The following is a 22,177-nucleotide window of genomic DNA, read 5'->3' as shown; positions in this document are numbered from 1 at the left end:
CCAGGAGAAATTGATCAAATCACTGTGACTTGATCAAAGACTCCTAACAGCAGCAGCATCTGGTCATCTCCGACTCCATAGGACAGACCCTTCTCAGTCCAAGTGAAGCCACCTCCAGCCACACCTTGAATCACATCTTCTCCAATGGTGTAATCCTGAATTTGCGCTACTCCTGCGCCAGCTACAGCGTGGAAGGTATCTGCAGCCTTATCACCCCACACCAATCCAGCACTCACTAAAAGTTGATCATTGTGGGCACCTCCCCTGTAGACCATGCCATCGACAGAACCAATCACTACATCATTCCCATTATTTCCATTCACCCAGGATCCAGCACCTGAGCTGAACACCTCAATCCTGTCATTGTCTCCACCACCCAGGTATCGACCCTTGCCGCCTCGCAAAACGATGTGATCTTCACCGTTATTACCATTGGCAAAATTATTCGCACCACCGACAACTTCAAGAAAATCATTCCCACCCAACATACCAATATTGATCGTTGATTGACCCACTAATCGTTCAGCACCATTGCTGAAATACCGGCGACCGTTGATGACCGTGTTTTCAATAGACCGCACGACGTTGGTGGCGCCACCACCACTAGGAGTACTACTACCTCCTCCTCCTCCTCCTCCTCCGCCACCACCACCGCCGCCGCCGCCGCCGCCGCCGGAAGATTCATTCACATCCTGCACACTCACCGTGACCGTTTGATCCGACGTATTACTTGAGGCATCCGTCGCGCGTACCGTCACCACATAGCTGTTATCACTGCCTGAATCTTGCGGTGATTCGTAATCAGGAGCACTAGCGAATACCAACGCGCCGCTGGAGCTGTTGATACTAAATTGCGCCTGATCAGCTCCTCCAGACAAGCTCCAAGTCACGCTTTCATTCGCACTGAATGTCGTCACTGATGTGATGTTCTCATTCACTGAAACAGCTGAAGTTGCGTCTCCTACACTCCCAGATGGTCCACTGATCGAAGGCGCTGTAGTGTCAATGAGAGCAAGCAAAGCTGACCAACTACGCGTATCGCCATTGAAATCAACGAATTCGATATTCGTGAGCGTATTAGTACCATTAGGACTGCCACTGCGCAGATCAGTGATCTGCAAACTGCTGCCTGACAGAGAAAAGCTGTAATCACTAAGCGCACCGCCATGCAAGACAGTATCGGTGCCGTCACCACCATCAAGTGTGTCATTACCAGCAGCACCATCAAGGGTGTCGTTACCGGAACCACCATCAAGTGTGTTGTCTACTGAATTACCTGTGATGCGGTCAGCCGAGCTGGAACCAATCGCATTTTCAATATGCGCCGTTCCTGTGGTGTTATAGGCAATGGTGTATCCGATATATTGATCATCTACTCTTGATAGATAACCGCCACCGCCGGCTTCGTTGAGAAGGGTGGCACTCCTCAGATCGATAACAACAGCAGCCCCTGAATTAACAGCACTTATCGTGTCAGTACCGCCATTATCCCAAATCGTTTGATACCCATTAAGAGTAGAGGTGTCCAATAAATAGGTGTCATCTCCGGTAGCCTTTGAAGTATTTGGCCCATACAAGTACTGGATTGTCGCAATATCAAAAGCTCCTATTCCCTCGTTGTATCCATAGTTAGCATAAGAGCGAGGAGTAACATTTTTTTCAACACCTTGTGAATTCGGGGAAGTTAAGTAAGAAGTTGCATCGTTATAAGTCATCACACTGTAAGGTGTGGAATTTAATGTGTTATCTCCCCCATTCGAGCTGCCCGTTACTCCTGGATAGTATTCGCTCCCATAGTTTCCGTTATAGGGTGAGTAATTCCAAGCTCCACCTCCATTGTGAGGATGCGCCAGCCCAAGCGCATGACCCAATTCATGGGGAAGGGTTATGTAGTAAAAACCTCCAGCATTCATCGCCCCTGAATTGCCTGAATATTGGTTGCTGTAGGTGATGACATCGCTTGTCACACTGCCACGTAATCCAGGAAAATCAGCCCGACCCAGGTAACCCCCTGAAGCGAAACTCCACCTAAAGTTTGCGCTTGAATAATCAGTACTTATCTCCGTAAAAGTCAAGTTAGCGACATCAGTAAATGCCGCATTTGCTATCGCTATTGCACTTTGCTCTGCAGATGTTGATGCAACGGACGTACTTCCATCTGAGAGCGTTTCATTGGCTGGAGCGATGTAATAAGACAGCTCAGTGGCAGTGCCCGAGTCTGGATCAATTGACCCCCATTTTGCTCCGACAAAAGTACCAGCGATATACGGACTATTAAGCGCAGCAAGACTATCTAGAGTCAACGCTGTTATCTGCGAAGCATTTTTCGAGTAAAAGCCTGTGTTAGCAGGAGTTGATGAAAGCCTTGAGTCAGGAGAACTACTCTCTACATCGCTGCTTTCAGTAGCCCAAGGCTCTGCATCTCTAGGTGGAGGCTGCCCGATCCCTTTGCTAAGAAACTGACCATTCCTGCAGGCAAAACATCCACAACGTGCTGAAAGGTGATTGGGTAAAAAATATTCTGAATCAATCGATAATCCTAGAATACTCCGTGAAAAGTCTTCAGCTCTATTGAGCCTGAATCCATCAAGGATTTCGCCAGACAGGTCCGATGCGGAAACATTTCCTACAGACATTTCGTCAACGCTGCATCCTCACAGCCAAGATAGCAAAAAATGCTTCAGCCAATAACAAGATTTTATAAATAATGAGAAAGAAAAAATGCAGCTTATTTGCAGTCAAACTGAACGATTCGCGCAGATTAATTCTATCCGCGATGATCTATTCCAGAATCTACTTTGAATCGTCAGCCAGTAATACGTCAAATCAAATCACTGTGACTTGATCAAAGACTCCTAACAGCAGCAGCATCTGGTCATCTCCGACTCCATAGGACAGACCCTTCTCAGTCCAAGTGAAGCCACCTCCAGCCACACCTTGAATCACATCTTCTCCAATGGTGTAATCCTGAATTTGCGCTACTCCTGCGCCAGCTACAGCGTGGAAGGTATCTGCAGCCTTATCACCCCACACCAATCCAGCACTCACTAAAAGTTGATCATTGTGGGCACCTCCCCTGTAGACCATGCCATCGACAGAACCAATCACTACATCATTCCCATTATTTCCATTCACCCAGGATCCAGCACCTGAGCTGAACACCTCAATCCTGTCATTGTCTCCACCACCCAGGTATCGACCCTTGCCGCCTCGCAAAACGATGTGATCTTCACCGTTATTACCATTGGCAAAATTATTCGCACCACCGACAACTTCAAGAAAATCATTCCCACCCAACATACCAATATTGATCGTTGATTGACCCACTAATCGTTCAGCACCATTGCTGAAATACCGGCGACCGTTGATGACCGTGTTTTCAATAGACCGCACGACGTTGGTGGCGCCACCACCACTAGGAGTACTACTACCTCCTCCTCCTCCTCCTCCTCCGCCACCACCACCGCCGCCGCCGCCGCCGCCGCCGGAAGATTCATTCACATCCTGCACACTCACCGTGACCGTTTGATCCGACGTATTACTTGAGGTATCCGTCGCACGTACCGTCACCACATAGCTGTTATCACTGCCTGAATCTTGCGGTGATTCGTAATCAGGAGCACTAGCGAATACCAACGCGCCGCTAGAGCTATTGATACTAAATTGCGCCTGATCAGCTCCTCCAGACAAGCTCCAAGTCACGCTTTCATTCGCACTGAATGTCGTCACTGATGTGATGTTCTCATTCACTGAAACAGCTGAAGTTGCGTCTCCTACACTCCCAGATGGTCCACTGATCGAAGGCGCGCTGTTAACAAGACCAAGCAATGTGGCCCAGCTGCGCGTATCTCCATTGAAATCAACTGATTCAATGTTGCTGAGCATATCCGTGCCATCCGGACTACCGCTGCGCAGATCAGTGATCTGCAGGCTGCTGCCTGACAGCGACAAGCTGTAATCAGTGAGCGCACCGCCATACAGAACTGCATCAGTGCCGCCGCCGCCATCAAAGCTATTATTGGCACTATTCCCCCGAAACGTATCGGCACCGGAGCCACCAATCGCTGTCTCAATCAGAGTGCCAGGTGCAAACGTGAGGTTGCCGGTCTTGCCACCGATATTGGAGGCATAAACATTGGTCGCAGACTCATCCGACGGCCGAAGATCAATCAGCTGGGTGGAAGAGAACCCACTGAAATCAAGCGTGTCAGCTCCTCCACCATCCACCACCGTGAAGGCCGTTGTGGGAATCAAGTCCTTCAGCTCATTAAAAACCTTACTTTTACTTGCTGAGATTGTTGTATTAAATCCATAGGTTGTGTCGTCGACGAAAGCATTACTGATGCCATAACCCTGAGCACCATACAGATCATCCAAGGCAATCCAATCCACCACCATGGGTGTGGACAGAAAGGCAAAGCTGGCATCGACAGAAGTATTTGTAGATGAGTTATAGAAATATGCATTATTGTCCTGAGGGAAGTATGACATCATCGCTGCCTGCCACGAATCATTCGTGAAATCAGCATCCGTTGAATAAGCCCCAGAACCGTTATAAAGTCCTTGATGGCCTAAACCAAGACCATGGCCAATCTCATGGAGAATTGTTTGAAATGCATAGTCACCTAATGATGTATTCCCGCCGAACCAACTGGAAGCAACATTGATTTTTGAATAACTTATGGTGCTACCACTTCGCGTACTCGATGCGTAGGCACCGCTATATTGATCACCAAAACGAAAATCAGCTCCACTGGTTGTTGTTTTCTGGAAGTCAATACCAAGGATGGCTTCAAATAATTTGAAGGCTTCATCCACTAGGTCCGCACGACCTGAGCTCAAACCATCGGAATCCTGAGAATTGCCGCTGGTGTTGTAAGTGAGATCTCCATCTTTGGCGAAAGTACCAGTATCGGAAAGATTGAAATTACGGTTACTGTTGGCTCCGGAGAAGTCGGTCCAAAACTGCGTTTCCAGATAATCAGCCAGCTGATCCAGGGTTCCTAACGAGGCGGCTGACAAGTCACCTCCAGACCCTGCACCGGAACCCCCCGTTGAATCAGCTGATCGACCAGAACAGGCGGCACAGGCACATCCAGCCGCATGCAGCACAGGCTCATGTACCAGAGCCTTGTTCAGATCATCAGCTGTTGCATCGGCTGCGTCGACTGCCGACTCAGCGACACTGATGGAGCTACTGCCGACATCCGCGTCCAATCCAAGTTCAGCATCTTGAGGCGTTGCAGCAGAATCTTCTGAAACCTGAGCGGCATCGCCCGAAACCAGGATCGGCTCCTCTACTGACTCAACCGGAGCGTCCAATCAACCTCTCAACCAAATCCTTTCCCAAAACTAATTCTGAAAGCTATCTGTGGCGATGGTGAGAATTGCCGTAGTGGCGATTGACTAAACAATATGAGCCAACCATCACGGCCACTGGAGCAGCTCTGGGCGACTCTCACTCAGTCCTCCAAAACCCTGGGGAAGCAAGACCTTGCCCTACTACAAGAAGCCCTCACTCACACCTCCAGCGGTCTGAACCCTCATCACGAGCAACTGGAATTTCTCGGAGATGCGGTGCTGCGTCTTACGGCTAGTGAATTCATCGCCTCTGCCTATCCGCGCATGCCCGTGGGCGAACGCTCAAGCCTCAGGGCACAACTGGTGAGCGATCGATGGTTAGCCGAGCTGGGCTCCAAGATTGAGATCGAGCACTGGTGGCAGATCGGCCCCAAAGCCAGCGGCGACAGCACTGCAGCCGTCACGATCCGCGCAGAACTCAGCGAGGCACTGATCGGCGCGGTCTACAGGATTCACGGTCTGACAGCAGTGCATCAATGGCTGACTCCTCACTGGCAGAGCAGTGCTGAAGCGGTGCTCTCAGACCCGCACCGCGGCAATTGCAAATCCGCCCTTCAGGAGTGGAGTCAGGGTGAAGGCCTTGGCCTGCCTACCTACACCAGCAAAGAAATGAGCCAACTGCATGGTGACCCGCGCCGCTTTCGTTGCAGCGTGAACTTGCCGCCACATCTGGCAGCAGAAGGATGGGGCCGCTCACGGCGTGACGCCGAGCAGCAAGCCGCCAGGGCCGCCCTGGATCAGCTGGCTGATATCGGTGCGGACACCTCCAGATCAGCCCCGCACTGATCGCAATGGCTTGCTTCGCGGCGATGGTCACGATGACCGCAACTGTTACAAGTACGCCTGTCCTGACGGGCTTGTTGAATGGATTCCACCGTGACGATGCCTGTGGGAATGGCGATGATGCCGAAGCCCAGCAACATCACCACCGCTGCTAATAGACGGCCAAGCACGGTCTGTGGCACAAAATCGCCGTAACCAACCGTGGTCATGGTGACAATCGCCCAGTACACGCCCTGTCCAACGGTCTGAAACTGGGTATTGGGGTGACTGCTTTCAATGACCACCATCAAATAACCCAGCACAACCTGCGCCATCACCACAAAAAACAGAAACACGCCAATGCGGCGGGCACTGGCACGTAGGGCCCTGCCCAACATCTGCGCCTCATCCATAAAGCGCAGCAGCTTGAACACACGCAACACGCGGGCAAACTTGAAGATCCACAGCACCAGGCCACTGCGGATCTGTGGCACGAAAAAAAACAGGACAGCCGAAAGATCAATCAACCCGTAAAAGCTGCGCGCATAGGCCAAGGGCTTTGGTGAAACCCACAGATGCAGCAGATAATCCGCCATGAACACCAGAAGGCAGAGACGCTCCAGCTCGTCCACCCAAGACGGAATTTCACCAGGGGTCGCAACACGCATCGGGTGCGGTTCAACCAACAGACCTGCCACGCTCAGCAGGATCGTCCCGAAAATCACCAGGTTGTAGATCCTGCCTGGACGGGTATCTGAATCAAGAACGACTCGCCGGAGCCTCTGGCGCAGAGCGACCTCCATCAGCGTCAGTCAGCGCTGAGATCTTTGAGGCGCAGGGTGACGAGCTTGTCCCAGTTACCTCCTTCAAACAACACCGCGGCCCGGTCCCCACTGATGCGCTGCACGAAACCGGTGTAGCCGTTGTAGATGGAGCGCTGATCCACAACCGTCACCGTGGCACCGGGCAGGATCGGAGCAGCGGAAGTCATGAAATCGCAGGTCGGTCGTCAGGCCATTATCGACAAACGCCTCAAGAGCTGTCATCCGTGGCCTCAGACTCCGATTTCAAAACTGCATCAGCAGACGAGGACTGGCTGGCCGTTGGCACGGTGGTGGCTGCGCAGGGTTTAAACGGCGAGCTTCGCGTGAACCCAGCCAGTGATTTTCCCGAACGTTTCACCAAGCCAGGGCCTCGTTGGTTGCAGCACAAAGGCGCAACTCCACAGGAAATGATGCTGACCAGCGGTCGCCAACTCCCGGGCAGGAGTCTGTTCGTCGTGCGTTTCAAGGGGGTCGACAGCCGCAGCGCTGCAGAAGCTCTGGTGGGCCAGAAGCTTCTCGTGAGTTGCACAGATCGACCCAAGCTTGAGGAGGGAGAGTTCCACCTGCTCGACCTGGTTGGCCTAGAAGCTCGTCTGAATTCGAACAACAACAATGTGGTCGGCACCGTGAGCGATCTGATCAGCGGAGGCAACGACCTACTGGAAATCACACGGCCAGACGGGCGAAAACTGCTCATTCCCTTTGTGGATCAGATCGTTCCAGAGGTGCATCAAGCAGAAGGCTGGCTGCTAATCACACCCCCGCCAGGACTGCTGGAGCTGTGACTCCTGCCCTAGTGACATCAGTGAAATAGCTGCGCAACAATGGGCGCGAAACACCGAGCGTGTGTCTGCCGTGACCACCCCTCTGATTCCGGTGATCCTCTGCGGTGGCACAGGCACTCGCCTCTGGCCCCTCTCCCGAGCGAGTTATCCGAAGCAGTACTGGCCCTTGGGCGGCAACGGCGATGAAACCCTTCTTCAGCAGACCCAGCAACGTCTTGAAGGGATCAGAGCGTTAGGAGATCCACTGCTGATCTGCAACGACGACCACCGTTTCATCGTGGCCGAGCAGATGCGTCAGATCGACATTCAACCTGGTGCCATTCTGCTGGAACCCATGGGGCGCAACACAGCTCCAGCGGTGGCGGTTGCTGCATTGCAAGCCACAGCCAACGGAGAGGATCCTCTTCTGCTGGTGCTCTCTGCTGACCACGTGATTCGGGACGCCGAACACTTTCGTCGCGCCATCGAAGCCGGCCGCAGCACAGCCGAGGCAGGCCGTCTGGTGACCTTCGGAATCGTGCCAACGGCTCCAGAAACTGGCTATGGCTACATCGAGGCCGCCGAATCCCTGCAAACCGGCACTCTCATGCCGGTACCGATCGCACGCTTTGTTGAGAAGCCAGACCAGGCCACCGCCGAACAGTTCCTGGCCAGCGGACGCTTCACCTGGAACAGCGGCATGTTTCTGTTCAGGGCGAGCGCCATGCTTTCGGAGCTGGAACGCCTGACACCTGAAGTGGTGAGCTGTTGTCGAGCTGCCCTCGAGCAGGATGTGGCAGACCTCGACTTCCTGCGACTGGAGCGCGAAGCCTTCGCCAAATGTCCCAACGTGGCCATTGATGTGGCTGTGATGGAACAGACCCAGCTCGGATCAGTGATTCCCCTGGCTGCAGGCTGGAGTGATGTCGGCAGCTGGAGTGCCCTCTGGGACACCGCCGACCGCGATGACGACGGCAACGTGCTGCGCGGCAGGGTGATCAGTGAGGGAAGCCGCAACTGCTACCTGCGCAGCGAACACCGACTTGTGGTGGGCCTCGGCGTTGAGAATCTTGTTGTGGTCGAAACCGACGACGCCGTGCTGATCGCCGACCGAAGTCAGGCACAGAACGTGAAGACGATCGTGAAGCAATTGGAGGCTGATGGCAGCCCGGAAGGCAAGGCGCATCGCAAGATCTATCGCCCCTGGGGCCACTACACAAGCGTGGTGGAAGACAGCCGCTGGCAGGTGAAGCGCATTTCCGTGAAGCCAGGTGCCAGCCTCTCACTGCAGATGCACCACCACCGTGCCGAGCATTGGATCGTGGTGAAAGGCACAGCGGTCGTCGAACGCGACAACCAATCACAACTGCTCGGTGAGAACCAAAGCACTTACATCCCAATGGGCTGCAAGCACCGTCTCAGCAACCCCGGCCGGATTCCAGTGGAGCTGATCGAAGTGCAGAGCGGGGCCTATCTAGGTGAAGACGACATCGTGCGATTCGACGATGTCTATGGCCGCAGCGTCGTAGCAGCTGCTGCAGCCCAGGCCTTGATCACTCCACAGTGACGCTCTTCGCCAAGTTACGAGGCTGATCCACGTCCAAGCCTCGATGAGCTGCAATGTGATAGCTGAGCAGTTGCATCGGCACCACTGTGAGCAAAGGACTGATCCACTCGCTCACCTCCGGGACCGGCAGCAGTTCATCGAATAATTCCGTGTCTGCACAGATGGGGGCAACACCAATCAACTGAGCATCCCTTGCCTTGGCCTCCTGGGCATTGCTGAGCACTTTTTCGAACACCACGCCTGGTACTGCGATGGAAATCACAGGAACATGCGTATCGAGCAAGGCGATCGGACCATGTTTCATCTCACCTGCGGGATAACCCTCGGCATGGATGTAACTGATTTCCTTGAGTTTCAGAGCCCCTTCCAGTGCGATCGGGTAGTTAATGCCCCGACCAAGAAAGATCACGTCCTGCGTTTCAGCAAAACGATGGGCCATCGCCTCTGAAAGCTGATCGTGTTGCGCGATCAGCGCATCGAGTTGCTGAGGAAGACCGCGCAGTTCATCAACCAGTTCAGCAATCTCGGCCTCGCTTCGACTGCCGCGCCGGGCTGCAAAGGCCAGGGCCAGGGCATAAAAAGCTAGAAGCTGACCGAGGAAGGTCTTGGTGGCTGCAACGCCCACTTCGATGCCAGCTCCGATGTCAAGGATGTAGGGCACTTGGCGAGCCAAAGAGCTCTCCACTCGATTGGTCACGCCTAGCTGACGAGGGGCGTAAGCAGGATCCGCTTGAGCCTTTCTTCGTTCAGCGTCCATGGCCAGAGCTGCCAGGGTGTCGGCCGTTTCACCGGATTGGGTCACACCAATCGTGAGCGTGTTGGGAGCCAGCGGCGGGGGGGCATAGCGAAACTCACTGGCGTAATACACACTTGCTGGCACCCCCGCAAACTGTTCCAGCAGATGGGCCCCCACGAGCGCAGCGTGTCGGCTCGTCCCACAGGCAAGGATCTGAACGCGCTCAATGTCGGCGTAAAACGCATCGTCGAAGGGCAATGCCACGGGATTAGCAGCCTTCAGATTCAAAGGCAGGTGCCTTTCCACCCACAAACGTGCCGTCTCTGGCTGCTCATGGATCTCCTTAAGCATGAAGTGGCGGTAATGGCGCTTGTCAGCCACATGCTCCTGTCCGTTGAGCAGCGACGGACTGCGTTGCTGACGCTCCCCGACATCGTTGTAAAGCTCGATCCCAAGAGGGCTGAGCAACGCCACCTCTCCGTCCTCCATCGGCAGGATTGTGCGCGTAAACCCAGCCAGTGCAGGCGTATCGCTGGCACAGACAAATTCGCCTTCCCCCAAACCAATCAGCAGGGGTGCCGCCTTACGCGCGACCACAAGAGCCCCAGGGACCTCTGCCCATAACACCGCCAAGGCATAGGCACCCTGAAGCCTTGGCAACACGGCCTGCACAGCACGCAACAGAGTGTTGCCATCGGCAGGCTGGCCAGCTGCACACTGTTGCTGCAGCTCCGCGGAAACCAGATGCGGGATCACCTCGGTGTCGGTGTCTGAACGGAAGCTGACCCCGACGCCAGTGAGCTCTTCACGCAGGGCTCGATGGTTTTCAATAATGCCGTTCTGCACCACAGCGACATCACCAGCACCATCGCAGTGGGGATGGGCGTTATGGACCTCCGGCTTGCCATGGGTCGCCCATCGGGTATGGCCGATTCCACAAAAACCTGGCGCCCCGTGCTGATCGACCCTTGCGGTGAGATTCACGAGCTTGCCCTTGGCTCGAATGCAGTGCAACTGGGTTGTTGCATCGGAAACCGAAGTTTCAATTGTGGCGATACCGGCGGAGTCGTAACCGCGATATTCCAGTTGTCGCAGCCCTTCAAGAAGCAGCGGTGCTGCCTCTCTGGAGCCAATCACCGCAACGATTCCGCACATACAAAAAAGCCCGGCGATGCCGGGCAGAGCTTATGGGTTATTGGGCTAAAAAACGAACTCAGCTGATCAATACGCGAGGCCCATGCTCCTCGTGGTCTCGTCTCCGAGATAAACACGGATGCTCAGGAAATCAGTTGGGCAGGCGGTTTCACAACGCTTACAACCCACGCAGTCTTCCGTGCGGGGAGAAGAAGCAATCTGGCCAGCCTTGCAGCCATCCCAGGGGACCATTTCGAGCACATCCAAAGGGCAGGCCCGAACACACTGAGTACAGCCGATGCAGGTGTCGTAGATCTTGACAGCGTGGGACATGAATCCCTCTGAAAGCAGGTGACTTGGAAATAAGTTACCGGGGCTTGGTGACACTGAGGCCGAGCGCACGCCCGGCCGTCACCGTTGTTAACGCCAGTGGATTATTCGGGGACCAAGATTGGACAGGCTGAGGCCAGCTCGTAAGATGCGGCGTCCCGTCTTCACGGCCATGTCCCAGGAAGCGATCCTCGAAAAAGTCCGTTCGATCGTGGCGGAGCAGCTCAGCGTCGACGCCGGCGAAGTCAAGCCCGAATCGAATTTCCAAAATGATCTAGGCGCGGACTCCCTCGACACCGTCGAGCTGGTGATGGCACTGGAAGAAGCCTTCGACATCGAAATTCCAGACGAAGCTGCCGAAGGCATCACCACCGTTGGCGACGCCGTCAAGTACATCGAAGACAAGCAAGCCTGAGGATCGGCAGCATGGTGGAGGGTCTCCAACGCGTCGTGGTTACTGGCCTCGGCGCGGTAACACCGATCGGCAATAGCGTTGCCGACTATTGGTTCGGTCTCACCTCTGGCAAGAGCGGGGTGGCATCAATTTCCCTGTTTGATGCCTCTCGGCACGCCTGTCGTTTTGCAGCTGAAGTGAAGGACTTCGACCCGACGGGGTTCATTGAGCCCAAAGAATCGAAGCGCTGGGATCGATACTGCCAATTCGGTGTTGTCGCCGCCAAACAGGCTCTTGCCCATGCAGGCCTGGAGATCACCGAAGCCAACGCCGAGCGGATCGGCGTCAGCATCGGCTCCGGCGTTGGCGGACTGCTCACGATGGAAACCCAAGCCCATGTGCTTGAGGGCAAGGGGCCAGGCCGCGTGAGTCCATTCACCGTCCCGATGATGATTCCCAACATGGCCACAGGCCTGGCGGCGATCGCACTCGGGGCTAAAGGGCCTAGCTCAGCTGTCTCCACGGCCTGTGCCGCCGGCTCTAATTCCATTGGAGATGCTTTCCGTCTTCTACAGATGGGAAAGGCTGACGCCATGATTTGCGGAGGTGCAGAATCAGCCATCACCCCTCTGGGAGTGGCTGGTTTCGCCAGTGCCAAGGCACTGTCGTTCCGTAACGATGATCCAGCCACCGCAAGCAGACCGTTCGACAAGGAACGCGACGGCTTTGTCATCGGTGAGGGATCGGGCTTGTTGGTGCTCGAAACCCTCAGCCATGCCGAGGCCCGTGGCGCAACAATCCTGGCCGAAATTGTGGGCTATGGAACCACCTGTGATGCGCACCACATCACCTCACCAACGCCCGGTGGTGTCGGCGGGGCAGCCGCCATGCGCCTCGCTCTCGAGGACGGAAGCCTGAGTGCTGACAGCATCGACTACGTCAATGCCCATGGCACCAGCACACCGGCCAATGACAGCAACGAAACCGCAGCGATTAAAAGTGCCCTTGGCCAACGCGCCGACAAAATCCCTGTGAGCTCAACTAAATCGATGACGGGCCACCTACTGGGTGGCTCTGGTGGCATCGAGGCTGTGGCCTGCGTACTTGCCCTACAGCACAATGTTGTTCCCCCAACCATCAATTACACCAATCCCGATCCCGACTGTGATCTGGATGTGGTGCCTAACTCCGCCCGCGAACACACACTTGGGACCGTGTTATCCAACTCGTTCGGCTTCGGAGGCCACAACGTCTGTCTTGCCTTCCAGCGCATGAACTGAATCCTGAGGTCAGCTTCACCTTCGGTGACTCTGACCATGCTGTTTCAGACTGATCCAACTCCTTACTGCTCTCGAATCTCACGCCATGGTCGCCGCGCCCGCTTCTCTCGACACTCTCTGCATCAACAGCATTCGCATGCTGGCCGTTGATGCAATCAACAAGTCCAAGAGCGGCCACCCCGGCCTGCCCATGGGTTGTGCACCGATGGGTTATGCGCTTTGGGACAAGTTCCTGCACCACAACCCCAAGAACCCCAAGTGGTTCAACAGAGATCGATTTGTATTGTCGGCGGGTCACGGCTGCATGTTGCAGTACGCACTGCTGCACCTCACCGGCTACGACTCGGTGACGATCGATGACATCAAACAGTTCAGGCAATGGGGCTCCAAAACGCCTGGACACCCTGAAACCTTTGAAACTCCTGGCATTGAAGTGACCACCGGCCCCCTGGGTGCTGGTATTTCCAATGCTGTGGGCCTGGCCATCGCCGAATCTCACCTTGCTGCGAAGTTCAACAAGCCGGAAGCCACTGTTGTTGATCACTTCACCTACGTAATCATGGGTGACGGCTGCAATCAGGAGGGTGTGTCCTCCGAAGCAGCTTCATTGGCCGGCCACCTGAAGCTAGGCAAGCTGATTGCCCTCTACGACGACAACCACATCACCATTGATGGACGCACGAACGTGTCCTTCACAGAGGATGTACTCAAGCGCTATGAGGCCTACGGCTGGCACGTACAGCACGTCGCTGATGGCAACACCGATGTCGATGCCATCTCCAAAGCAATCGAAGCTGCCAAAGCTGTCACCGATAAGCCCTCGATCATCAAGATCACAACCACAATCGGTTTCGGCTCACCCAACAAGAGCGACACCGCCGGTGTGCACGGCGCCCCCCTGGGCGACGAAGAAACAGAACTGACACGCAAGCAGCTGGGATGGAATTACGGACCCTTCGAGGTTCCGCAAGACGCATACGACCAGTTCCGCCAGGCCATCGATCGCGGTGCAAGCCTTGAAGCCGAATGGAACCAAACACTGGCGACATACCGCTCCAAGTACCCGACGGAATCAGCAGAGTTTGAGCGCATGCTGCGCGGCGAACTTCCCCAAGGCTGGGATAAAGATCTTCCCACCTACACAGCAGACGACAAAGGCCTCGCCACCCGTAAACATTCACAGATCTGCTTGGGTGCCTTGGGCCCCAATCTGCCGGAGCTGATTGGTGGATCTGCCGACCTCACCCACTCCAATTACACCGACATCAAGGGCGAAACTGGCTCATACCAGCCAGAGACACCCGAGAAGCGGTATCTGCACTTTGGCGTGAGAGAGCATGCGATGGCCGCTGTTCTGAACGGCATCGCATATCACAACAGTGGACTGATCCCCTACGGCGGCACCTTCCTGGTCTTCGCCGATTACATGCGCGGCTCTATGCGCCTCTCGGCATTGAGTGAGCTAGGCGTGATCTACGTGCTCACCCACGACTCGATCGGTGTTGGCGAAGACGGACCCACACACCAGCCGATCGAAACCATCCCTTCACTGAGGGCCATGCCAGGACTGTTGGTGTTCCGACCCGGCGACGGCAATGAGACCAGTGGCGCTTACAAACTGGCCATCGGAAATCGCCACCGTCCGAGTGCGCTCTGCCTCAGCAGACAAGGCATGGCTAATCAAGCCAATTCCTCAATTGAGAAAGTGGCACTTGGTGGCTACATCCTCGAAGACTGTGATGGAACTCCTGATCTGATCCTGATCGGTACCGGCACCGAACTTGACCTCTGCGTGCAAGCCGCCAAACAGCTCAGCGCTGATGGCAAAAAAGTACGGGTCGTCTCCATGCCTTGCGTCGAACTGTTTGATGAGCAAAGCGATGCTTACAAAGAAGAAGTTCTTCCCGGGTCTGTTCGCAAGCGCATCGTCGTAGAGGCAGCAGAATCCTTTGGTTGGCACCGTTTCATCGGCCTCGACGGTGACAGCGTCACGATGAATCGTTTCGGTGCATCAGCACCCGGCGGTACTTGCATGGAGAAGTTCGGCTTCACAGTGGACAATGTTGTTGCCAAATCCAAAGCGCTGCTGAGCTGAAGGGCTCAAGAGGTCTTTGGCCATCACACAAGAGCGAAAAAGCGCCACTTGCAAGACACTTTTTCGCTCAACTTGATCAGAAAAATCAGGGATTCATCCTGACGAACGCACTACAAACTTAAACATGAGTAGTAAAAATATAATTTACAAAACGGTCGCCATTAGCGTCATCACAGCGCTATCTCTTGTTATTGCTAAAAACCTCTGGGAGATATTATGTTTATCAATTTCTCAGTGGAATGAACCAATACTATATGGAGATAGCTGGACATTCGCCATAACAAAAACAACAGAAGGAGCAACAATACAGAGCCTCCTCTCTCAACACAACGAGCACAGAATTGTTTTCAGCAAGGCTGCGGCGCTCTTCGAGACGAATGTTTTAAATATCCCACCCGGGCAAACGGCTCTGATTCAAACATTAATACTTTTACTTTTATCTTGCGGCATTTGGGCATATTTATCAGGTAAAATCCTCAAATCAAAGACATTGTGGCTCATCACTTCATTAGCAGGCAGTGCGTTAATCTTAAATCCCTGGCAATATGAAAATCTTGGGTGGGAATTTCAGACCCCGTGGATGTTCATCAACACTTTGACTTTATTCTCAGCAGTCGTTATAACATTCGGGGAAAAAGCCATGAGTCCTGTTGCCAGTACGCTTCAAGACATTCTGGTTGCGGCAATACCTTGGATTGCAATATTCAGCACAGGGCAAGGAATTGCATTAGGGCTGGCTTTATGCATATGCTCTTGGACCAATAGTAAGAGGCTTGGATTGATATCTACAGCTTCCTTCACTTCCGCATTGCTTAGTACTTATTATTTACTCGATTACCAAAAACCCGCTTACCATCCAGATTATCAATTCAATCCACATTACTTTTTGAAAATATTAACTGGAGGATCATGGCAGGGATTAGCATTTTTAATCGTTACTAGCGCTGTAGTTCTGGCAATCAATTACAAGGCCATAAAAATTCCTTTGAGAATCGCTGGAGCAGCTTTAATGCCATTCCTTTTCAGCATTGTTTTTGCTGGAATGACTACTTTCTCGCGATCAGGATTTGGAATCGATCAAGCTAATACTTCTCGATATGTGAGTCACAGTTTAATGGCTGGACTTTCTTGCATTATGATTGTTGCCCTATGTCTTCAGAAAAGAAGTAGCCAGGTCAAGCTATTAAACGTAGGGCCCGGCGTATTGACATTACTAGCATTTTCTTCCTTAAATTTTAATAGCTTCGCTCAAGACTTCAGAGACCAATGGGAAAACGCTAGAACTTTTCAAGAAACAAGAAGAGCTAACTTTAAATGCCTTGGCAAAAAAGCATCTCTAATAAAAAAGGGAATTGAGCATACCTGCCCGGATGGTCCTCATCACAAAGACATAGCCCTTGAATACTTTAAAGGCAATACAGCAATCAAACCGAAAGGCTGGCACAAAAAAATAATTCATGAGTGAAAATGTTTTACTGCATCACTTTGTCTCATGCCAAAATGGCTTCACCCTAAACCTCTACTGTCAAATTCAAAAAACAACATTTATCGAGATCTTTGCTCTGCAGATTAACCCTCAATCTCCATGACTTCCATAACAATTTTAACATCAGCCAGTCGAGTAAGGCAATGGAGTAAAAATCTTCTCGTTTTCGCGGCGGCTATTTTTAGTCGTGAGCAATCATTCGATATTTGGTGGTCATGCGGACTTGCCTGCCTAAGCTTCTGCTTTATATCGAGTTCAATTTATCTCCTCAACGATATCCTCGATCTGGATGCCGACCGCAATCATCCAATCAAACGATTCCGTCCCATTGCATCAGGGAAATTTTCAATCAAGACTGCTGTCATTCTGTCAATGGGCTGGTGCGTCGCCAGCCTGCTGCTTGCATGGTCAGTTAATTGGGGCGTGGTTGGCAGCATCGTTCTCTATGGCTTCGTTCAGCTCGGTTACTGCTTTGGCCTGAAACGCCAACCACTCATTGATCTCTTCTGCATCGCATCGGGCTTCCTTCTGCGTGCAATTGCAGGTGTTGCCGCAGCCTCTGGCACCTGGTCTCCGTGGTTTTTGCTCACCGTTGGATTGTTGGCATTATTTTTAGCGGTTGAGAAACGGAAAGCCGAACTTCGCACAGCTCTCGATCGCGGTGTAATCACACGCAAGGTTCTTCTACGCTATTCATTGCCATTACTGCAGAGGCTCGAATCAATCGTCGCCAGCAGCAGCTTCATGGCCTATGCACTATGGAGCGCCGGCCCCGCCCTCAACGGTGCCGAAACCAGTTGGATGCTCCTGAGCATTCCATTCGTTCTTGCAGGAATTTTTCGCTATCAATTGCTGAGCGACCCAGAAGAGTCTGAGAGACGCTTTCAAGATTCACCTGACAAGACAACTGAAAAGCCTGAAGAGATACTACTCAACGATAGGGGAATACAGCTAACCCTAATAGGCTGGCTAATTACCACTACAAGTGTTAACTTACTAGACAGATTCGGGATGCTGCCATGACGTTTAAATCAGCATGGATCCTTGGCAGCACGAGTACAACTGCTCAAGCAATCATCCGCGAACTGGCCAGGCAGGGCTGCTTACGTTTTCACCTAATAGCTCGTGACACTGAACGTAATCAGGCATTTTCTGAAGAACTGAGCACACAAAATGATCTCATCAACATCACGACCGAACATGTTGATCTTGGGAACATTTCGTCCACTCCAATCGATCCGCCATCTTCCTTCGACCTTTACTTAATCACGGCTGGATGCATGGGGAATGCAGATCTTGCCCGAGTCAACAGCACACAGGCTCAGCTGATCACACAAGTCAATTACACAGGATTAATTCCCTGGCTCACAGCAATCGTGAGCGAAGATCGTATACGACAACCGGGTGCTCTCTGGATTTTTTCATCCGTTGCAGCTGACCGAGGTCGCCCCTCCAACTACCACTACGGCGCTGCGAAGGCAGGATTAACCCGGTTCTGTGAGGGTCTGCTTCTGCGCTGTCAGGGTCATCCCTTCTCAATTCGCATTCTCAAAGCGGGCTTCATCACCTCCCCGATGACAGACGGCAAAGCACCGCCTTTGCTCTGCACAGCTCCAGAAAAGATTGCTAAAGATCTCCTTCGCAAGCCGCAACGCAGAGGCATCGAATACATCCCATGGTGGTGGGATCCGGTGATGAAACTGATTCGTCGTCTACCAGCTCCATTGGCTTCCAAACTCTGATTCCTACACACGCCTTCCATGACCAGCGGCCTTCCATGACAAGCAGCCTTCCAGCAAAGGAACAGACCCTCACTGGGTGGGGATGCACAGACGCCACGACTGCCGAAGTAGTGCAACCGGAACGGCTTGATCAAATCAGCCACCTACTTCAAAACGCACCTCCCCGCAGCGTGATCAGCCGAGGACTCGGTCGCGCCTACGGCAATCCCGCACAGTGCGAAGCAGGCACTGTCATTGATCTGGCCCAGTTGAACCACATCCAACTGGACACCGAGAGCGGCACCCTATTGGCGGGAAGTGGAGCCAGTCTTGACTCCATCCTCCAGGTGATTGTGCCTGCAGGCTTCTTTTTACCAGTGACCCCAGGGACACGCTTTGTCACTGTGGGCGGCGCAATCGCCGCCGACGTTCATGGCAAAAATCATCATCGCGAAGGAAGCTTCGCCAGCCATGTACTGGAGGTCAAGCTCCTAGACGGTGAAGGGCATGAACGGCTGCTTCGCCCTAACGACCCAAACAGCTCAGCTGCTTTCTGGGCCACTTGCGGTGGAATGGGGCTCACCGGAGTGATTGTTGAGGCACGCTTTGAGCTCATCCCGATCACGACATCACTGATCAGCGTGGACACGCAGCGCTATGGGGATCTTGAAAGCCTCATGACAGCAATGGTTGAGGGCGATGACCGTTACCGCTACAGCGTGGCCTGGGTCGACAGCTTGCATGGACCTGGTCGAGGCGTCCTGACACGAGGGGATCACGCCAACCTGGATCAATGGAACGACCAGAAATCAACCAGCGAAAACCCTCTTTTTTATGACCCCAAGGCTTTGGGGACCGCTCCATCGCTGCTGCCGGGTGGTCTGCTCAACAATTGGACAGTACGGGCTTTCAACGAAGCTTGGTTCCGCAAAGCACCGCGAAGAAGAGAAGGGGAGCTACAAGCCATCACACCGTTTTTTCATCCTCTCGACGGAGTGAACAACTGGAACCGCATTTATGGACCTAGTGGGTTTCTTCAATATCAATTTGTTGTTCCAGACAGTGCTGGAGATCTTGTAGGTCGTTGTCTCGCTGCACTACGCAAAATTGGTGCTCCCAGTTTCTTGACTGTGCTGAAACGCTTCGGCGAGGGCAATCAAGGACCTTTGTCTTTTCCCATGCCGGGATGGACCTTGGCGGCAGACGTCCCCGCAGCCGTTCCAGGCCTGATGGAAACACTCGACGAGCTAGATCAACTGGTTGCTGATGCCGGCGGTCGGCTGTACCTCGCGAAGGATTCCAGACAATCAGCAACGATGTTTGCCCGCTCTTATCCCGGACTGGAAGCCTGGAGACGAGAACGCGACCAATTGGATCCACGCCATGTGTTCGAATCCGACCTATCCCGCCGTCTGGCGATCTGATTTTTCAGCCCTTTTATGAAGATCTTCATTCCCGGCGGTGCCGGACTCGTCGGCCTCAATCTGATCGCCCGCCTGCAAGACGATCACCCAAACTGGCATTTGATTGTGGTCGACAAGAAAAGAGAAGCTGTTGCGATCGCGCAGAATTTATTCCCAAAGGTCACCTTTTTAGAGGAAGACCTGTGTTGTCTGGAAGGACAGGATTGGCCTCTGCAACTTCAAGGTTGTTCAGCCTGCGTGATGCTCCAAGCTGAGATTGGCAATACCGACAGCAGCCAGTTCGAGCGCAACAACGTGCACAGCACGCTCACGGTGCTGGAAGCCCTCAAGCGTCATCCCATCCCTCGACTCATTCACATCAGCAGTTCTGTCGTCAACTCCGTGGCAACAGACCTCTACACCAGTACGAAACGACAACAAGAGGAGTTAGTGCGCGACGCTCGGCCAGATGCTGTGGTTCTACGACCTACCTTGATGTTCGGTTGGTTTGACCGGAAGCATCTTGGATGGCTCGCACGGTTCATGCGCAAACTGCCGGTGTTTCCAATTCCAGGATCTGGTCGGTTCATTCGCCAGCCGCTCTACGTCGGAGATTTCTGCGCTTTGATCGAACGATGTCTTGAGTCTCCCGAGCTACACGGCAGCTATGACATCACCGGGTTGGAAAAAGTGAGTTACATCAGCTTGATGCGCCAACTCAGGCAGGCTGTTCGGGCTCGCACCTGGATGATTCACTTGCCGATCCCACTGTTCGGATTTCTGCTCCAATGCTGGGCGTTAATCTCCCGCCAACCTGCCTTCACCCGCTCCCAGCTCACAGCCCTGACAGCTGGTGATGAATTTGATGTGATCGACTGGCCAGACATCTTTCAGGTGACACCAACACCCCTGGCAGATGCGCTGAGGATCACCTATCAAGATCCGCGTTATTCCCAACTGGAGATGCCGTTCTGATGTCATCCATCGCTGTGATTGGTGGCGGCCCCATGGGCCTGGCTGTCGCCTATGAACTTTGCCTCCAAGGTCATACCCCCGTTCTGCTCGAAGCCGATGACCGTTTAGGGGGAATGGCCGCCAGCTTTAACTTTGAAGGTGTTCAGTTAGAGCGTTACTACCACTTTCACTGCCTCAACGACCACGCATTCTTCGAAGTTCTGGAAGAGCTCGGTCTCAGCGATCAGCTGTCATGGCGGCAAACAACAATGGGATTCTTTTTCAACAATCGCCTCTACCCCTGGGGCTCTGTGAGTGGGGTGTTGTCGTTCCGCCACCTTCCTCTGCTGACCAGATTCCGATACCTGCTCCACGCAGCACGCTGTCTAACCATCCGCAACTGGAGAGAACTCGATTCGATCACTGCCACAACATGGCTTCGAAAATGGCTTGGTGAGCGTGGCTATCAGCTGCTTTGGCATAAACTTTTTGCCTTTAAATTCTTCCAGTTTAGTGATCAAATTTCTGCAGCTTGGATCTGGAGCCGAGTGCGTCGCCTGGGGCAATCTCGCAAGAAACTGAAAGAAACCCTTGGGTTTTTGCAAGGGGGATCTCAACAACTAGTGGATGCCCTGGAAACCTCCATCCGACATAACGGAGGTGAGATCCGTTGCAACTCGCCAGTCCAAGTGATCCGCCCCAGTCCACAAGGCGGAGCGATGTTGCAGACACCAAATGGTGTTCAGCACTTTGATCACGTGATCTCAACGGTGCCGTTACCCCTGGTAGCTCCCATGCTTGAAGCAGGGGGAAGTGACCCCATGCTCGTGAGCGAGTACAGCAGCCAACCGTCCGTAGCTTGTGCCTGTGTGGTGCTACAAACCGACCGCGCGATCACTGGAAATTTCTGGACAAATGTCAACGATGACCGTTTTGCCATTCCGGGAGTGATCGAAATGAGCAACCTGCGGCCGCTATCACCACATGTGAGCTACGTGCCTTTTTATATCCCCGCCGATCATCCTGATTACCAGCGAAGCAATCAAGCCTTCATCGACGATGCCTGGAATTGCCTCAAAGCCATCAATCCCGATTTGCAAGATGAACATCGGCTGGCAAGTCATTGCAGCCGATACCGGTTTGCCCAGCCGGTCTGTCGTATCAACTTTCAAAGCACACTTCCACCTCTGGAGCCGTACCCCGGCGTGATCACCGCAGACACGACCGTCTATTACCCAGAGGACCGAGGCATCAGTGAGAGCATTGGTTACGGCCGATCGCTGGCGCGTCGCGTTCTGGCCAATGCCGCGGCAGCCGCGCCATGAACAGCCCAAAACACTCTTCACCAAAACGTCAATTTGTTCTT

General features: G+C 53.5%; 18 protein-coding genes. 12 read left to right on the top strand and 6 right to left on the bottom strand.

Going from position 1 to position 22,177, the window contains the following annotated elements; translation table 11 throughout:
* Window positions 1–14 precede the first annotated feature (14 nt).
* Window positions 15–2,636 (bottom strand): hypothetical protein, encoded by a 2,622-nt coding sequence (locus SynBIOSU31_RS00865; protein ID WP_186491397.1) that lies wholly within the window; start codon window positions 2,634–2,636, stop codon window positions 15–17.
* Window positions 2,637–2,826: 190 nt separating this feature from the next.
* Entirely contained in the window at window positions 2,827–5,022 is a 2,196-nt protein-coding gene (locus tag SynBIOSU31_RS00860) for a M10 family metallopeptidase C-terminal domain-containing protein (RefSeq protein ID WP_186491395.1), read from the bottom strand.
* Window positions 5,023–5,415: 393 nt separating this feature from the next.
* On the opposite strand from SynBIOSU31_RS00860, the gene rnc reads away from it, so the two are divergent.
* Complete coding sequence (rnc, locus tag SynBIOSU31_RS00855) at window positions 5,416–6,147, top strand: ribonuclease III (protein ID WP_186491393.1); 732 nt, start codon at window positions 5,416–5,418, stop codon at window positions 6,145–6,147.
* Here the strand turns inward: rnc and SynBIOSU31_RS00850 are convergent.
* Both SynBIOSU31_RS00850 and SynBIOSU31_RS00845 read right to left on the bottom strand, forming a co-directional pair.
* Entirely contained in the window at window positions 6,099–6,926 is an 828-nt protein-coding gene (locus tag SynBIOSU31_RS00850) for an ion transporter (protein ID WP_186491391.1), read from the bottom strand. The two genes, rnc and SynBIOSU31_RS00850, sit on opposite strands and share 49 nt — an antisense overlap.
* A gap of 5 nt (window positions 6,927–6,931) precedes the next feature.
* A complete protein-coding gene (locus SynBIOSU31_RS00845; protein WP_186491389.1) occupies window positions 6,932–7,114 on the bottom strand; it encodes an NAD(P)H dehydrogenase subunit NdhS in 183 nt (60 codons plus the stop codon).
* Between the two features lie 48 nt (window positions 7,115–7,162).
* On the opposite strand from SynBIOSU31_RS00845, the gene rimM reads away from it, so the two are divergent.
* On the top strand, window positions 7,163–7,732 hold the full coding sequence (rimM, locus tag SynBIOSU31_RS00840) for a ribosome maturation factor RimM (RefSeq protein ID WP_370593696.1): 570 nt from the start codon (window positions 7,163–7,165) through the stop codon (window positions 7,730–7,732).
* 70 nt (window positions 7,733–7,802) lie between these two features.
* Entirely contained in the window at window positions 7,803–9,278 is a 1,476-nt protein-coding gene (locus SynBIOSU31_RS00835) for a mannose-1-phosphate guanylyltransferase/mannose-6-phosphate isomerase (protein WP_186491385.1), read from the top strand.
* On the opposite strand, the gene glmS is transcribed toward SynBIOSU31_RS00835, so the two are convergent.
* Together glmS and psaC are read right to left on the bottom strand one after the other, a co-directional pair.
* Window positions 9,265–11,169: a glutamine--fructose-6-phosphate transaminase (isomerizing) gene (gene glmS / locus SynBIOSU31_RS00830; protein WP_186491384.1), complete on the bottom strand. Its 1,905-nt coding sequence runs from the start codon at window positions 11,167–11,169 to the stop codon at window positions 9,265–9,267. The genes SynBIOSU31_RS00835 and glmS overlap by 14 nt on opposite strands.
* A gap of 66 nt (window positions 11,170–11,235) precedes the next feature.
* Window positions 11,236–11,481, bottom strand: a complete 246-nt coding sequence (gene psaC / locus SynBIOSU31_RS00825) for a photosystem I iron-sulfur center protein PsaC (protein WP_006850103.1) — start codon at window positions 11,479–11,481, stop codon at window positions 11,236–11,238.
* A 169-nt stretch (window positions 11,482–11,650) separates the two neighbouring features.
* Between psaC and acpP the strand changes: the two genes are divergently transcribed.
* From acpP to SynBIOSU31_RS00780, 9 genes are all read left to right on the top strand, one after another.
* The gene (gene acpP, locus SynBIOSU31_RS00820; protein ID WP_007099572.1) at window positions 11,651–11,893 is read left to right on the top strand and encodes an acyl carrier protein; all 243 of its coding nucleotides are present in this window, start codon (window positions 11,651–11,653) and stop codon (window positions 11,891–11,893) included.
* An 11-nt stretch (window positions 11,894–11,904) separates the two neighbouring features.
* Window positions 11,905–13,152, top strand: coding sequence for a beta-ketoacyl-ACP synthase II (gene fabF, locus SynBIOSU31_RS00815; protein WP_186491383.1), 1,248 nt, complete (start codon window positions 11,905–11,907; stop codon window positions 13,150–13,152).
* 85 nt (window positions 13,153–13,237) lie between these two features.
* The gene (gene tkt, locus SynBIOSU31_RS00810) at window positions 13,238–15,247 is read left to right on the top strand and encodes a transketolase (RefSeq protein WP_186491381.1); all 2,010 of its coding nucleotides are present in this window, start codon (window positions 13,238–13,240) and stop codon (window positions 15,245–15,247) included.
* Between the two features lie 124 nt (window positions 15,248–15,371).
* Entirely contained in the window at window positions 15,372–16,712 is a 1,341-nt protein-coding gene (locus tag SynBIOSU31_RS00805; protein ID WP_186491379.1) for a hypothetical protein, read from the top strand.
* A gap of 120 nt (window positions 16,713–16,832) precedes the next feature.
* The gene (locus SynBIOSU31_RS00800; RefSeq protein WP_186491378.1) at window positions 16,833–17,756 is read left to right on the top strand and encodes a decaprenyl-phosphate phosphoribosyltransferase; all 924 of its coding nucleotides are present in this window, start codon (window positions 16,833–16,835) and stop codon (window positions 17,754–17,756) included.
* The gene (locus SynBIOSU31_RS00795) at window positions 17,753–18,475 is read left to right on the top strand and encodes an SDR family NAD(P)-dependent oxidoreductase (protein ID WP_186491377.1); all 723 of its coding nucleotides are present in this window, start codon (window positions 17,753–17,755) and stop codon (window positions 18,473–18,475) included. Before SynBIOSU31_RS00800 ends, SynBIOSU31_RS00795 begins: the two co-directional genes overlap by 4 nt.
* A gap of 35 nt (window positions 18,476–18,510) precedes the next feature.
* Window positions 18,511–19,878 (top strand): FAD-binding oxidoreductase, encoded by a 1,368-nt coding sequence (locus SynBIOSU31_RS00790; protein ID WP_186491376.1) that lies wholly within the window; start codon window positions 18,511–18,513, stop codon window positions 19,876–19,878.
* Between the two features lie 15 nt (window positions 19,879–19,893).
* A complete protein-coding gene (locus SynBIOSU31_RS00785; RefSeq protein ID WP_186491375.1) occupies window positions 19,894–20,832 on the top strand; it encodes an NAD-dependent epimerase/dehydratase family protein in 939 nt (312 codons plus the stop codon).
* Window positions 20,832–22,136 (top strand): NAD(P)/FAD-dependent oxidoreductase, encoded by a 1,305-nt coding sequence (locus SynBIOSU31_RS00780; protein WP_186491374.1) that lies wholly within the window; start codon window positions 20,832–20,834, stop codon window positions 22,134–22,136. The genes SynBIOSU31_RS00785 and SynBIOSU31_RS00780 overlap by 1 nt, the downstream gene beginning before the upstream one ends.
* Window positions 22,137–22,177: the final 41 nt, after the last annotated feature.

This window comes from Synechococcus sp. BIOS-U3-1, assembly GCF_014279975.1.
Classification (GTDB): Bacteria; Cyanobacteriota; Cyanobacteriia; order PCC-6307; family Cyanobiaceae; genus Synechococcus_C.
This window is presented reverse-complemented; position numbering and strand designations above follow the sequence as displayed.

What these genes read in the sequence shown, in the direction of transcription:
- SynBIOSU31_RS00865 (WP_186491397.1), bottom strand. Translation starts at nt 2,636, where the DNA reads ATGTCTGTAGGAAATGTTTCCGCATCGGACCTGTCTGGCGAAATCCTT.
- rnc (WP_186491393.1), top strand. Translation starts at nt 5,416, where the DNA reads ATGAGCCAACCATCACGGCCACTGGAGCAGCTCTGGGCGACTCTCACT.
- SynBIOSU31_RS00850 (WP_186491391.1), bottom strand. Translation starts at nt 6,926, where the DNA reads ATGGAGGTCGCTCTGCGCCAGAGGCTCCGGCGAGTCGTTCTTGATTCA.
- SynBIOSU31_RS00845 (WP_186491389.1), bottom strand. Translation starts at nt 7,114, where the DNA reads ATGACTTCCGCTGCTCCGATCCTGCCCGGTGCCACGGTGACGGTTGTG.
- glmS (WP_186491384.1), bottom strand. Translation starts at nt 11,169, where the DNA reads ATGTGCGGAATCGTTGCGGTGATTGGCTCCAGAGAGGCAGCACCGCTG.
- psaC (WP_006850103.1), bottom strand. Translation starts at nt 11,481, where the DNA reads ATGTCCCACGCTGTCAAGATCTACGACACCTGCATCGGCTGTACTCAG.
- acpP (WP_007099572.1), top strand. Translation starts at nt 11,651, where the DNA reads ATGTCCCAGGAAGCGATCCTCGAAAAAGTCCGTTCGATCGTGGCGGAG.
- fabF (WP_186491383.1), top strand. Translation starts at nt 11,905, where the DNA reads ATGGTGGAGGGTCTCCAACGCGTCGTGGTTACTGGCCTCGGCGCGGTA.
- tkt (WP_186491381.1), top strand. Translation starts at nt 13,238, where the DNA reads ATGGTCGCCGCGCCCGCTTCTCTCGACACTCTCTGCATCAACAGCATT.
- SynBIOSU31_RS00805 (WP_186491379.1), top strand. Translation starts at nt 15,372, where the DNA reads ATGAGTAGTAAAAATATAATTTACAAAACGGTCGCCATTAGCGTCATC.
- SynBIOSU31_RS00800 (WP_186491378.1), top strand. Translation starts at nt 16,833, where the DNA reads ATGACTTCCATAACAATTTTAACATCAGCCAGTCGAGTAAGGCAATGG.
- SynBIOSU31_RS00795 (WP_186491377.1), top strand. Translation starts at nt 17,753, where the DNA reads ATGACGTTTAAATCAGCATGGATCCTTGGCAGCACGAGTACAACTGCT.
- SynBIOSU31_RS00790 (WP_186491376.1), top strand. Translation starts at nt 18,511, where the DNA reads ATGACAAGCAGCCTTCCAGCAAAGGAACAGACCCTCACTGGGTGGGGA.
- SynBIOSU31_RS00785 (WP_186491375.1), top strand. Translation starts at nt 19,894, where the DNA reads ATGAAGATCTTCATTCCCGGCGGTGCCGGACTCGTCGGCCTCAATCTG.
- SynBIOSU31_RS00780 (WP_186491374.1), top strand. Translation starts at nt 20,832, where the DNA reads ATGTCATCCATCGCTGTGATTGGTGGCGGCCCCATGGGCCTGGCTGTC.